The sequence below is a fragment of the Shewanella sp. LZH-2 genome (genome assembly GCF_016859145.1).
GTDB lineage: Bacteria > Pseudomonadota > Gammaproteobacteria > Enterobacterales > Shewanellaceae > Shewanella > Shewanella xiamenensis.
On sequence record NZ_CP069350.1, the window covers coordinates 1,844,084 to 1,857,291 of the forward strand.

The following is a 13,208-nucleotide window of genomic DNA, read 5'->3' on the forward strand; positions in this document are numbered from 1 at the left end:
GACTGTCAGCCCACAGCCATATTGCAGTGCCGTGGACCGTTGCTTAAGGATGGATAGTGACTTCATTAGGAGTCGAGTTTATCATCCGCGACTTTATAATGTGGGTCATCCAACAGATTCACTTCAACAAGATCACCTGCCTTATGAAGTAAGGCTTTACAATCAGCACTTAAATGCACCAAGTGTAGTCTTTTGCCTATGGACACATAACGCTCTGCAAGCGTATCAATCGCTTCTAAGGCGGAGTGATCGGCTACGCGAGAAAACTTAAAATCGATTACGACATCCTGTGGATCCTGTGAAGCATCAAATAACTCGAGGAAACTCGCGACAGAACCAAAAAACAGTGGTCCATTAAGCTCATAGACTTTCCAGCCTTGAGAGTTTTGAGTCACTTTGACGCTAATGTGTTTCGCATGCTGCCAAGCAAATACCAGCGCGGATACCACCACTCCCACAAATACAGCAAAGGCGAGATCAGTAAACACAGTTACTGTGGTTACAAGAACGATCACAAAGGCATCATGTTTGGGCACTTTGCCCATAAACTTAAAACTTGCCCATTCGAATGTGCCGAGTACAACGATAAACATCACCCCAACGAGGGCTGCTAACGGAATAATTTCGATAAAGGCTGCACCAAAGAGAATAAATGCCAGTAGGCCAATGGCCGCGGTAATCCCTGATAACCTGCCGCGGCCACCAGAATTAATATTAATCATCGATTGACCGATCATGGCACAACCACCCATAGCCCCAAAAAAGCCGCTGGTGATGTTACCTACACCTTGGCCAATACATTCTTTATTGCTGCGTCCTCGGGTATGGGTCATCTCATCGATAACCGTCAAGGTTAACAGGGATTCGATTAATCCGACTGCGGCTAAAATAAAGGAATAGGGCAGAATGATATAGAGCGTCTCAAGGTTAAAAGGTACCTGTGGGATTGCAAAGCTTGGGAGTGAGCCTGCAATTGTCGCATTCTCGTCACCACTCATAGTCTTGAGAAAATCCAATACGTTACGAGTATCAAGATCAAAGCTGACGACAATAGCCGTGACGCTAAGAATTGCGACCAACGAGGACGGTATTGCAGTGGTCAGCTTAGGCAAGAAATAAATAATTGCCATGGTTAATGCTACGAGAGCAAACATCAGCAACAACGGCTCTGGTGGTAACCAGACTAAGTTTCCAGCAGTGTCTTTTACTTTAAACTGGCCAAGTTGTGCCAAAAAAATCACAATGGCGAGGCCGTTTACAAAACCTATCATCACCGGATAGGGTACGATGCGAATAAATTTCCCCAGTTTAAAGATGCCAGCGCTGATTTGGATTAATCCTGCCAGCACGACAGCCGCAAATAAGTATTGCACGCCATGTTCAACCACTAAGGACACCATGACCACGGCCATCGCTCCTGTTGCACCAGAAATCATCCCAGGTCGACCACCAATCAGTGCGGTGACCAATCCCATGATAAAAGCCGCATAGAGGCCCACCATAGGTTCGACATTGGCAACAAAAGCAAAGGCAACAGCCTCAGGGATCAGTGCGAGTGCGACGGTTAGCCCTGAGAGTATATCGGCTTTGTAGCTAGATGTTTTGTGGCGGAAGAGATCGAACATGAAACCTCTGTTACTGGTGTGTAGACAAAATAAGCCGCGCATACTATCAAAGAAACTGATTGAGCTAAACCTGAAATATGCCTTAATTAGCTGAAAATAAAAAAGCCATGCAGATGCATGGCTTTTTAGATTGTGGAAGGGTCCTATGGACGAGCCATATCCGATTCAGCACTATTGCTGTGTTTCAGCTTAGGTTCAGTGGCTTCAGCGGTGGCGGTATTTTCATACTCACGGCCTTTAGGCACTTCAACCTGCGCTCTGACTTCTACCGTTGGTTTAGTCATTTCAGATGATACCATAGCACCAAAACGGCTAGACGCTTTCGGTTTGCTGACGACAACTTCCGTTGGTTGAGCCGTAGCAGCTTGCGCCATTACAGGTTTTGCCTGAGGTTTAACAAACGCTGCAGGTTTCGCCATCGGTGCTGATGCGACTGATTTTACCGCTTCTTTCGGCTCAGTCTTTTCTGTCACTGGTGTCACTTCTTCGGCTTTTGCTTCAGGAGTTATATCAGTCACTATTTGCATAACCTCTGTGGCTTGCACTGCTGGTTCTGTTGCTGATTGTGGCTCGGCATCAGATGCTTTAACCGTTTCAGCGGCCTTATCGTTAACTACAGGCTCAGATGTAACTTCAGCGACAACAGCATTAGACTTAATTTCCGCGGAGGATTCAGTTACTGTGGTATCTGATACCGTGCTTTCTGTCGCTATGCTTTGAGAGACTGCGGCTTCAGTTGAGGAGATCACATCAGCAGTGTGCACAATAGGCGCTGGCTGCGTTGCTGTACTCTTCACTTCAACTGCAACCGTTTCAGCCACGGTTTGCTCTGTTAAGTTAGCCGTTTCAACAACTGCAGTTGGTGCTGGATAGTCTTGATCTTCGCCTAATGCATCATTAGGAATGAACTGCGCAGGAGCCGTTGTGCCTTGTTCATCTTCATCGCGGCGACGGCGTTGGCCAGCAGCTCGCAGATGGCGAGGACTACGGCGGCTACGACGTTGTCCATCACGGGATTCACGTTTGGCTTTGTCATCTGCATCAACATTTGCTTCGGCGTTATCTTCATCAATGGCCGCTGGTTGAGTGTCTAACTTAGCATCCACTTGAGTGTCTGCTTGGCTTTCAACAACAGGCATATCAACAATAGCATCGGCTGGCTTAGTTTCTACGACATCAGCAGCTTCTGATACTGTGGTGTCGCCGACCTCATTTGCAACCGTAACCTCTTTACGTGGCTGGCGGCGGCGCGGCGCTTTCACTTCCGGTTGAACTTCTACCGTGACATCCGCATTGATTGCAACCAACTCAGCTAAAATCGCTTCTTCCTGAATTGACGTTTCTACAACATCTGTGGTGTTGTCGATACGAACTTTACGGCGCATATTACGGCGCTGACGACGTTCACGGACGACCTCTTGCTTTGGTGCTTCGTCTTGAACATCCGCAATCACTTCTTTAACTGCTTGATTGCGGGGTTTAGGCTCAGGCTTAGCACGTTTCGCACTTTCATCCTTTTCACGGATTGGGCGCTCTTGAGCTTGTGGTGCATCGGCGACTTTTTTGGCATTACGAGTACGTGGTTCGCGAGTACCTTCTTTCGCTTTTTCAGTATCTTGTGGATTTCGAGTACGGCGAGTGTCGTTACGACGATTGCGACGGTTGGCATTCGTGGCTTGACTGTCTTGCTTCTTAGTCTCTGTGCTCTTTTCTGCGACTGCGTTATCACTTGAGCTAAAGAAAGCACCAATTGCACTGAAGAGTTTACTGAAGAAACCCGGCTGTGCGGTTTCAACTTTGGCAACTGGTGCAGTGTCTTGTTCCACTTTTTGTGGAGCAGCAAAGCCTTTTAGGGCTGGAGCTGGCGCCGCAGTACGTTCCAGTTTACGTGGCTCGTACAATTTTGCTTCAGGCTGTTCGATGCGCTTGTAGCTGGATTCATCGATTTCATCGTCGGTGCGGTGACGGATCACGCGATAATCTGGGGTCATCATATGTGGATCTGGGATCACATAGACTTCCACGTCATGGCGTTGTTCGGTGATACGAATCGCTTTACGTTTCTCGTTAAGCAGGAATGCAGCCACATCGACAGGCACAATGGCTTCGATTTGTGAGGTATTTTCTTTGATGGCTTCTTCTTCCATCAAACGCAGAATCGACAACGCTAAAGATTCAGTACTGCGGATAGTGCCTTGGCCATGACAGCGAGGGCAGATATGTGCAGCGGATTCTTCTAATGATGGACGCAGACGCTGGCGTGACATTTCCATCAAGCCGAAACGAGAAATACGACCTAATTGAACGCGAGCGCGGTCATGGTGTACGGCATCACGTAGGCGGTTTTCGACTTCACGTTGATGGCGCACTGGCGTCATATCAATAAAGTCAATAACCACTAAGCCACCTAAGTCACGTAGACGTAATTGACGGGCAATTTCATCGGCGGCTTCAAGATTGGTATTTAATGCGGTTTCTTCGATATCGCCGCCCTTGGTGGCACGGGCAGAGTTGATATCGATAGAGGTTAAGGCTTCAGTTGGATCAATGACGATTGAACCACCCGATGGCAGACGTACTTCACGTTGGAACGCCGATTCGATTTGCGACTCGATTTGGAAGTGAGTGAATAACGGTACTTCAGCTTCGTAGAGTTTTACACGTTCAACAAAATCTGGGCGCACAAGTGCGATATGCTGTTTAGCTTCTTCGAAAATACGTGGATGGTCGATTAAAATTTCCCCGACATCACGGCGTAAATAGTCACGAATGGCGCGAACAATCACGTTGCTTTCTTGGTGAATGAGGAAAGGTGCGCCTTTGGTTTGCGCCGCTTCAGTGATCGCCGCCCAGTGGTGTTGCAGAACTTTTAAGTCCCACTTCAGCTCTGTCGACTCTTTACCCACACCAGCGGTACGGACGATAAGGCCCATACCAGCAGGGACTTCTAAATCGGCCATAGCTTCTTTTAATTCAGTGCGCTCATCCCCTTCGATACGGCGAGAAATACCGCCTGCACGTGGGTTGTTTGGCATTAACACTAAGTAAGAACCAGCAAGGCTGATAAAGGTGGTCAATGCCGCGCCTTTGTTGCCACGTTCTTCTTTGTCAATTTGAACAATAACTTCTTGTCCTTCACTGACGACTTCTTTGATGTTTGGGCGACCTTGGAATGAATAACCTTTAGGGAAATATTCTCTGGCAATTTCTTTTAATGGTAAAAAGCCGTGACGATCAGCACCATAGTCTACGAAAGCGGCTTCTAAAGAGGGCTCTACGCGGGTGATCTTACCCTTGTAAATATTTGATTTTTTTTGCTCATGACCAGGACTTTCAATATCGAGGTCGTACAGTTGTTGCCCGTCAACGAGGGCAACACGCAACTCTTCTGATTGAGTTGCATTGATTAACATACGTTTCATGATGACGTCATTCTTCTTTAAATGGAGGTCATCAAACAATCGCGTTTCGTTGCATTACGGGCCTAGCTGTGGTGAACAAAGCCTCACGGCTGGTGAGCTAGGCAAGGTGCGCATTACTGTTAGACGCAGTCGCTGCGTGTCGCATCCTATTTATGGCTTATTTTTTAATGATTACAAAAACAAGGAATTCGTTGTAAAACATCAACCAACCCCATAAATTCTTTAATTTCGTTCCGGTAATGCCCAAGTCGAATCGGTTTGTCTGACGACAAGTTAAAATATATTTCGAAATCGGTGAGAAAAGCTTTAGATAAACCTTGATAAAGTAAGGTGAGATTCTCGATTTAATCGTAAAAAACGCATTTGTGGTATTTTTACTCAGTATACGATTTGCAAATCAATGATTTGCTATCAAGAAAATCTTTTTTGATCTATAAAGCTTTTCACTTGGGACAGGGAGTTTGTGAACACTTTATTCACGGCTTATCCCTAATCGCTGGTGAAATATAGCAATAATCAAAAAATTCAGCAATGGAAAGGCACAATTCTTGTGAGTTGTTGTACAATGGCCGCCGTTATAAGCAGATGGCACATCATGAATACAGAATCTCCACAGCAACAGGTGCAGTTGATCACCATTGACGAAGATCACCTCGACCAACGAATTGATAATTTTTTAATCACAGCGCTCAAAGGTGTACCTAAGAGCATGATTTATCGTATCGTCCGTAAGGGCGAAGTACGGGTGAATAAGAAGCGCATTAAGCCAGAATATAAATTACAAATTGGTGATGTGGTACGTGTGCCACCCGTGAGAATGGCTGAGTCTGATAATCGGACTGCGCCTTCGGCTAACTTGAGCAAAGTGTCGCAACTTGAAGATCGTATTTTGCATGAAGATAATCATCTTATTGTGCTCAATAAACCTGCGGGTATTGCGGTTCATGGCGGCAGTGGTGTTGATTATGGTGTGATTGAAGCGCTGCGCTCCTTACGTCCGCAACAGAAGTTTTTAGAGTTGGTTCATCGCCTTGATAAAGATACCTCTGGCGTACTGTTAGTCGCTAAAAAACGCAGTGCGCTTAAACATATGCACGATCAACTGCGTTATAAAAAAATGCAGAAGGATTACTTAGCTTTAGTTAAGGGAGAGTGGTCGGCGCAGGATAAAGTGGTCAAACAACCTTTATTAAAGCTGACACTTAAATCCGGTGAGCGCATTGTGCGGGTCAATGTAGAAGGCAAACCATCAGAAACGCGTTTTAAAATTGTACAGCGTTATCAAGGTTGTACGCTTGTGCAGGCGAGTCCGGTCACGGGACGTACTCATCAAATTCGCGTGCATTGTCAATATGCCGGGCATCCCATTGCCTGTGATGATAAGTACAGTGAGCAAGCTTTCGATGACAGTATGCGCTCGCTTGGCTTGAGTAGATTGTTTTTACACGCTGCAGAATTAATGTTTATCCATCCTGAAAACGATGAAGTGATGCGGGTTTCTGCACCACTGGATGATAATCTGCAGCAACTGTTGAATAAGTTAAAGCGGGTTTAATTCCCGCTCCTCTATATACCTGTGGATAACCTTGAAGTATGAAGGCTGCCAACCATTCTAGCCTGCGTAAATATGATTTAGTGATTTTTGATTGGGATGGCACTTTGATGGATTCCATCGGTAAGATTATTATTTGCATTGAGAATATGGCTAGGGCACTTGCGCTGCCTGTTCCTGCTGAGGCGGATATTCGTAATGTGATTGGCTTGTCGATGACGCAGGCGTTACAAGTGTTGTTTCCTTGCGGATTATTGTCTTCATCACAGCGATTTTCGGCGTTTCCTGAAGAGGATATGTCTACTGCTTCTACTGTCAGCACTGGCACTGACGAGTGTTACATCACGATGCGCGCCGAGTTTAAGACGCAGTATTTGCATCTTGATACCACGCCAACGCCAATCTTCGACCAAGCGCCACAATTGCTCGAATCATTATCTACAAAGGGTTATCAGCTAGCAGTGGCGACGGGGAAGGCGAGAGCTGGTCTGGTGCGCGTGTGGGAGCAATCTGGATTAGGGCATTACTTTATTGCCTCCCGCTGCGCCGATGAAGCGCAGAGTAAGCCCCATCCTGAGATGATCATCAGCCTATTGCAGGAGCTGGGCATTCAGCCTGAGCGTGCTTTGATGGTCGGTGACTCTTTACTGGATTTAACCATGGCAGCAAACGCAGGCATCGATAGCATCGGTGTGACTTACGGCGCCCATAGTGAGGCGGTATTACGACAAGCTAAGCCGATAGCATTGATTGATTCACCGCAGCAGCTCCTTCAGCATTTATAAGCATTATGCTAATACATCTATGCCTTGGCTGAGCAGCATTTCCGTGAGCAGGATTAAAGGTAACCCCACGAGCGTATTAGGATCTCGTCCTTCTAAACGATTAAAGAGTGCAATGCCTAAACCTTCACTTTTAAAACTGCCTGCACAGTAAAACGGTTGCTCTTTATCCACATAAGCACTGATTTGTGATGCTGTAAGGTGCCGAAAATGCACTGTAAAAGGCTCAACTTGGGCATTCATTTCACCCGTTTGAGCATTATAAAGCGCAAGACCTGTGTAAAAGGTAATGGCTTTCCCCGAGGCTTGACTGAGCTGCTTAATCGCATTATCGCGATTTAATGGCTTACCGATGATCTTGCCATCGATCACGGCAACCTGATCGGAGCCAATAATCAGACCATCAGGACAATATTTTGCACCAGCTTCTGCTTTTGCCTGCGCTAATCGTTGTACTAAGGCTTGCGCTGACTCATTAGGCAGTGAGGTTTCATCAACCTTGGGATCGCAGCACTCAAAGGGTAAGCCTAATTTGTTCAGCAGTGCTTGCCGATATACGGAGGTGGAGGCGAGGATTAACTGGGGCGTCATCATTAATAATCCATTAGAAAACTTCACTTATTGTCGCCAATCTGGATGATTGAATGCAAGCCGTGGCAATAGATGCTGTCACTTTAGGAAGGTAATTGAGGATTCTTTCGGTGAATGCGGCTATTTTAGACGGCTTACGCTTGTGTGCCGCCCCCTGCTTGGGTAAAATTTCGCTTCCATTAATTCAATGTTGGGGCTAGAGAATCGCTTAAGTTGCAAACTGGGACTTAAGTAAGAAATTTTTCTTTGACTCTAGCGTTTTCAAACTATAATATGCGCGCCTTATGCAAACAGTAAAGATACCGGTTTCAATTGATCCTATTCGCGCCGCCTCGAGCCGTTCTACCTATGAGGGGATCGTGCCCGGGCAGCAATTGAAAAGATTAAATGAGTTATGTGCCGGCGACTGTTCCGATGTGGCAGTGTCGCTTGAATGTGGCGTAGATTTGCAGGGGATAGTCTACCTGAAAGGGAAGGCTGTGACGGAGCTCACTCTGGTTTGTCAACGTTGCATGACACTATTTACCACTGAGGTTACGGTCGAGTTTTGCTTCGGTCCATGCCGGACTAAGGCAGAAATCGATGAGCTCCCGGATGCGTATGACCCAATTGAGTGCAATGAGATTGGCGAAGTACGTCTGCATCAATTGATCGAAGATGAATTGATAGTCGCTATGCCCATCATCCCGATGCATGAAGAAACTGATTGCAATATCGGGTCAATGGATATAGTTGTAGGCGAGATCGAACCCGCTCAAGAGGAGCGTCCAAATCCGTTTGCAGTGTTAGAAAAACTGAAGAGCAAGTAATCTAGGAGACAGGGCCAATGGCTGTACAACAGAATAAAAAATCTCGTTCAAAGCGCGGTATGCGCCGTTCACATGACGCACTGAGCACTGCTCAGCTGTCTGTAGACGCTACCAGCGGTGAAGTCCATATGCGTCACAACGTGACTGCTGATGGTTTCTATCGCGGTAAAAAGGTAATCAACAAGTAATTTGTTGGTTTCCTAATGACGAGTCTGACGCTCGCGTTAGATGCGATGGGCGGCGATCATGGCCCCCACGTCACAGTGCCTGCAGCTTTGCGGGCACTAAAATCTCATTCTTCCCTTAAAATCATTTTAGTCGGTGATAAGACTGAAATAGATGTCTATCTGCACCAAGCAGAACAAGAGTTACTCTCCCGTATTGAAGTCATCCACACCGATGAAGTGGTGAGTATGTCTGACAGGCCCGTGCACGCTTTGCGCACTCGTAAAAATAGTTCGATGCGTTTATCAATTGAACTGGTGCGAGATGGACGTGCTGCTGCGTGTGTGAGTGCGGGAAATACCGGCGCGTTAATGGCGATGGCCAAGGTGCTGTTAAAAACCTTGCCCGGCGTGGACAGACCTGCATTGGTCAGTTGTTTACCCTCCGTGACGCAAAAGCCAGTTTATTTATTGGATTTAGGTGCCAATATTTCCTGCGATTCCGAAACGCTATTCCAATTTGCCGTGATGGGCTCAGTACTGTGTGAGGCCGTGGATAAAAAATCCCGCCCTAAAGTCGCACTCCTTAATGTGGGCACAGAAGAAATCAAAGGCAACGATCAGGTTCAACAAGCGGCACAAATACTGCAAAACACTGATCAGATTAATTACACCGGCTTTATTGAAGGTGATGAAATCTATTCTGGGAATGTTGATGTGATCGTTTGTGATGGTTTTGTGGGTAACATCACGCTCAAAACCTCTGAAGGCATTGCCAAGCTATTGGTACATCAGTTAAAACGGGGCCTAACTCAAGGTTTCTTCGTGCGTTTTTTGGCAAAACTCATCGCCCCCCGCATTCAGGCGGTTCTCAGCCAGATGAACCCCGACCACTATAATGGTGCAAGTCTGATAGGATTGCGCGGCATAGTTGTAAAGAGCCATGGAAATGCGGATGAAACTGCCTATTTACAAGCAATTAGTTTGGCAGTGACTGAAGCGCAACGTCGACTCCCCGAAATGATAAAAGATCGTTTGGAGTCGATTCTTTTAGATATAAATAACTGATTCCTCCTTATGCATACAAAAATTCTCGGAACTGGTAGTTACCTACCGGTGCAGGTGCGTAGTAATCAAGATTTGGAAAAAATGGTGGAAACCAGTGACCAATGGATTGTTGAACGCACTGGTATTTCAGAGCGCCGCATTGCAGCGCAAGACGAAACTGTCTCAACGATGGGCTATCAGGCGGCATTAAATGCGTTAGAGATGGCCGGTATTGAGGCATCAGATTTAGATATGATCATTTGCGGTACAACCAGTGCGGCAAATGCATTCCCTGCCGCGGCCTGCGAAATCCAAGCCATGCTCGGTGTGCATACCATTCCAGCCTTTGATATTGCGGCGGCTTGTTCAGGTTTTGTGTATGCCTTATCGGTTGCGGACCAATTCGTTAAAAATGGTACCGCGAAAAAAGTATTAGTGATTGGTGCTGACGTTTTATCCCGTCTGTGTGAGCCGGAAGATCGTACCACCATCATTCTGTTTGGGGATGGTGCGGGGGCGGTGGTTATCGGTGCTTCCGATGAGCCCGGGATTATTTCAACCCATATTTATGCCGATGGTCGTCAAGGCGATTTGCTTAAGTGCGCTTTCCCACCACGTCAGGGGGAAACCTCTGAAGCGGTTGGTTTTATGACGATGAAAGGCAATGACGTCTTTAAAGTGGCGGTGACCCAGTTATCCCATGTCGTGACTGAAACCTTGCGCCTGAATAATATCGATAAGTCGGAAATCGACTGGTTGGTTCCCCATCAGGCTAACTTCCGCATTATTAATGCCACGGCGAAAAAGCTAGACATGAGCTTAGATAAAGTGGTGTTAACCCTTGCTAAGCATGGTAATACCTCGGCGGCTTCGGTACCTATTGCTCTGGATGAAGCTGTGCGTGATGGTCGGATCCAACGTGGTCAGCTCTTGCTGCTCGAAGCCTTTGGCGCTGGTTTTGCGTGGGGCAGTGCGCTCGTCCGTTTTTAATCGTATCTGTATACGAATAAATTCCTGCTCATCGTTATCTTGGTTAGCTGTCCAAGATAACGGTTTAGTGTTCAATAAATTAAGTTCGCCATAGGTAATTTGATATGGAAAATGTAGCTTTTGTATTCCCAGGCCAAGGTTCACAGGCCCTAGGCATGTTAGCCGAGCTGGCTGCTGTACAGCCAATAGTGGGACAAACCTTTGCCGAAGCGAGTGAGGTGCTAGGGTATGATTTGTGGGCATTAGTGCAAGACGGCCCCGTTGAAACCTTAAATGAAACCGATAAAACTCAGCCTGCTTTATTAGCGGCAAGTGTGGCGATTTGGCGTGCCTATGTTGCCTCTGGTAAATCTATGCCTGCGATGTTAGCGGGTCACAGCCTAGGTGAATATTCTGCATTAGTTTGTGCTGGTGTCATCGACTTTAAAGATGCGATTAAACTGGTTGAGCTACGTGGTCAATTGATGCAGCAAGCCGTACCCGTTGGTACTGGCGCTATGTACGCGATTATCGGTCTAGATAATGACGGTATTGCTAATGCGTGTATTGAAGCCGCTCAAGGCGAAGTGGTAAGCCCAGTTAACTTCAACAGCCCTGGCCAAGTGGTTATCGCCGGTCAAAAAGATGCGGTTGAACGCGCCGCTGCGGCCTGTAAAGCGGCGGGCGCCAAAATGGCGGTAGCCTTGCCTGTTAGCGTGCCATCACACTGCGCATTAATGAAACCTGCTGCTGATAAATTAGCTCTTGCGTTAAACGATGTGCAGTTTAATGCGCCGACCATTACCGTTATTAATAACGTAGATGTGGCATCACCCACTGTGGTTGCCGACATTAAAGATGCACTGGTGCGTCAACTGTATTGCCCTGTACGCTGGAGCGAAACCGTTGAATTAATGGCCGAAAAAGGTATTACCCAGTTAGTTGAGTGTGGTCCTGGTAAAGTATTGACAGGTCTTGCGAAACGCATTAATAAATCTCTTTCTGCCCAAGCAGTTAATGACGTTGCATCTCTTGCCGCGTTAACTGAATAAGGAGTTTGTATGAGTATCAATCTGAGTTTAGCGGGCAAAGTTGCCTTAGTGACAGGCGCGAGCCGTGGTATTGGCCGTGCGATTGCCGAAACCTTAGTCGAAGCCGGTGCGATTGTGGTTGGAACTGCCACAAGTGAGAAGGGCGCCGCAGCAATTCAAGAATATCTGGGTGACAAAGGTTTTGGTTTAGTGCTTAATGTTACCGATAGTCAATCCGTCACCGATTTATTCGATTCGATCAAAGAAAAAGCGGGTGATGTTGATATTCTAGTCAACAACGCGGGTATCACCCGTGATAATTTGCTGATGCGAATGAAAGATGATGAATGGAACGATATCATCGATACCAACCTGACATCATTGTTCAGACTATCAAAACCTGTGATGCGTACCATGATGAAAAAGCGTTTCGGCCGGATCATCAATATCGGTTCAGTGGTAGGCACTATGGGCAATGCAGGTCAAGTTAACTACTCGGCAGCAAAAGCTGGTTTGATCGGATTTACAAAATCTCTTGCAAGAGAGGTTGCATCTCGTCAAATTACAGTTAATGCTATCGCTCCTGGATTTATCCAGACCGATATGACTGATGAGCTGACCGAAGATCAGCAAAAAGCTATCATGTCTCAGGTTCCGATGGAACGATTAGGGCAAGCGCAAGAAATTGCCAATGCCGTACTCTTCTTGGCGTCGGACTCTGCCGCTTATATCACAGGCGAGACTTTGCATGTGAATGGCGGAATGTACATGGTTTAAGGGCGGATGGCAGGGATACTGTCGCAACTGAGTAGTGATCTGTATCAATTGGTCGCTAAATTTCGTGGTTAGACCACGAAAACTAAGCTTGCATTGTCAGCCAAATCTAATAAACTACTCGCAATCTTACGCAAGTGCGTAATTTGAATAGGAAAGAAAACTAATGAGCAACATCGAAGAACGTGTAAAGAAAATCATTGTAGAGCAACTGGGCGTTAAAGAAGAAGACGTTAAACCAGCGGCATCTTTCGTTGACGATCTGGGTGCAGATTCTCTGGACACTGTTGAGTTGGTTATGGCTCTGGAAGAAGAGTTTGATACCGAGATCCCTGATGAAGAAGCTGAAAAGATCACTACTGTTCAAGCAGCGATCGATTACGTTTCTAAGAATCAGTAATTCTGAATTCTAGAGAACAGGCGGCAAATATGCCGCCTGTTT

At 46.6% G+C, this 13,208-nt stretch carries 12 protein-coding genes; 9 read left to right on the forward strand and 3 right to left on the reverse strand.

What is annotated here, in order from left to right:
* Positions 1-65: 65 nt before the first annotated feature.
* Together JM642_RS08275 and rne are read right to left on the reverse strand one after the other, a co-directional pair.
* Positions 66-1,625: a SulP family inorganic anion transporter gene (locus JM642_RS08275; RefSeq protein WP_037427309.1), complete on the reverse strand. Its 1,560-nt coding sequence runs from the start codon at positions 1,623-1,625 to the stop codon at positions 66-68.
* A gap of 143 nt (positions 1,626-1,768) precedes the next feature.
* Complete coding sequence (rne, locus tag JM642_RS08280) at positions 1,769-5,047, reverse strand: ribonuclease E (protein WP_203433425.1); 3,279 nt, start codon at positions 5,045-5,047, stop codon at positions 1,769-1,771.
* 595 nt (positions 5,048-5,642) lie between these two features.
* Here rne and rluC point away from each other — a divergent pair.
* Both rluC and JM642_RS08290 read left to right on the forward strand, forming a co-directional pair.
* Complete coding sequence (rluC, locus tag JM642_RS08285; RefSeq protein WP_037427257.1) at positions 5,643-6,602, forward strand: 23S rRNA pseudouridine(955/2504/2580) synthase RluC; 960 nt, start codon at positions 5,643-5,645, stop codon at positions 6,600-6,602.
* 38 nt (positions 6,603-6,640) lie between these two features.
* Positions 6,641-7,384: an HAD-IA family hydrolase gene (locus JM642_RS08290; protein WP_144376444.1), complete on the forward strand. Its 744-nt coding sequence runs from the start codon at positions 6,641-6,643 to the stop codon at positions 7,382-7,384.
* Between the two features lie 3 nt (positions 7,385-7,387).
* Here JM642_RS08290 and JM642_RS08295 read toward each other — a convergent pair whose 3' ends face one another.
* Positions 7,388-7,972, reverse strand: a complete 585-nt coding sequence (locus tag JM642_RS08295) for a nucleoside triphosphate pyrophosphatase (RefSeq protein ID WP_081990957.1) — start codon at positions 7,970-7,972, stop codon at positions 7,388-7,390.
* Between the two features lie 284 nt (positions 7,973-8,256).
* Between JM642_RS08295 and yceD the strand changes: the two genes are divergently transcribed.
* The 7 genes from yceD (at position 8,257) to acpP (ending at position 13,166) form a co-directional block, all read left to right on the forward strand.
* Positions 8,257-8,781, forward strand: coding sequence for a 23S rRNA accumulation protein YceD (gene yceD / locus JM642_RS08300; RefSeq protein WP_011072716.1), 525 nt, complete (start codon positions 8,257-8,259; stop codon positions 8,779-8,781).
* Between the two features lie 17 nt (positions 8,782-8,798).
* Entirely contained in the window at positions 8,799-8,969 is a 171-nt protein-coding gene (gene rpmF / locus JM642_RS08305; protein WP_011072715.1) for a 50S ribosomal protein L32, read from the forward strand.
* 15 nt (positions 8,970-8,984) lie between these two features.
* Positions 8,985-10,013 (forward strand): phosphate acyltransferase PlsX, encoded by a 1,029-nt coding sequence (plsX, locus tag JM642_RS08310; RefSeq protein ID WP_037419691.1) that lies wholly within the window; start codon positions 8,985-8,987, stop codon positions 10,011-10,013.
* Positions 10,014-10,022: 9 nt separating this feature from the next.
* Positions 10,023-10,982: a beta-ketoacyl-ACP synthase III gene (locus tag JM642_RS08315; RefSeq protein ID WP_037419694.1), complete on the forward strand. Its 960-nt coding sequence runs from the start codon at positions 10,023-10,025 to the stop codon at positions 10,980-10,982.
* 104 nt (positions 10,983-11,086) lie between these two features.
* The gene (gene fabD / locus JM642_RS08320; RefSeq protein ID WP_203433427.1) at positions 11,087-12,013 is read left to right on the forward strand and encodes an ACP S-malonyltransferase; all 927 of its coding nucleotides are present in this window, start codon (positions 11,087-11,089) and stop codon (positions 12,011-12,013) included.
* Between the two features lie 9 nt (positions 12,014-12,022).
* Positions 12,023-12,769, forward strand: a complete 747-nt coding sequence (gene fabG / locus JM642_RS08325) for a 3-oxoacyl-ACP reductase FabG (RefSeq protein ID WP_011623152.1) — start codon at positions 12,023-12,025, stop codon at positions 12,767-12,769.
* Positions 12,770-12,932: 163 nt separating this feature from the next.
* Positions 12,933-13,166 carry an acyl carrier protein gene (acpP, locus tag JM642_RS08330; protein WP_006081231.1) on the forward strand — a complete coding sequence of 78 codons (234 nt, stop codon included), beginning with the start codon at positions 12,933-12,935 and terminating at the stop codon, positions 13,164-13,166.
* Positions 13,167-13,208: the final 42 nt, after the last annotated feature.